The 363-nt window shown below is 40.2% G+C and carries 1 protein-coding gene; it reads left to right on the forward strand.

All coding sequences use genetic code 11. The annotated features are described in order from the left end of the window. The coding region (locus A9G37_RS03710) for an IS3 family transposase (RefSeq protein WP_176701856.1) at positions 1-363 on the forward strand (363 nt) is incomplete at both ends.

Here is a 363-nt window from a genome sequence, read left to right on the forward strand (position 1 = left end):
ATTGTTTCGGTATTGAATGCTATCACAGACCGGCATTTACGCTGGGGCTTTCCTAAATGCTTTAATCGTATCAGAAAGCTCGGCTATCAATGGAACCATAAGCGTGTTTATCGGATGTATTGTGAATTAAAGCTTAATCTCAGAGTAAAACGAAAAAAACGCATTCCTCCACGATGCCCGGAAAAGCTATTTGTGCCTAATAAACAAGGTGAATGTTGGTCAATGGATTTTATGAGTGATAGTAGCCGTAATCAACGTCGCTTTAGGACATTCAATGTCATCGATGACGTTAATCGTGAGGCGTTAGGTATTGATATTGCAGTCAGCTTACCAGCAGGAAGGATTACCCGTTACTTAGATAAA

This window comes from Gilliamella sp. GillExp13 (assembly GCF_001690815.1).
Lineage (GTDB): Bacteria > Pseudomonadota > Gammaproteobacteria > Enterobacterales > Orbaceae > Gilliamella > Gilliamella bombi.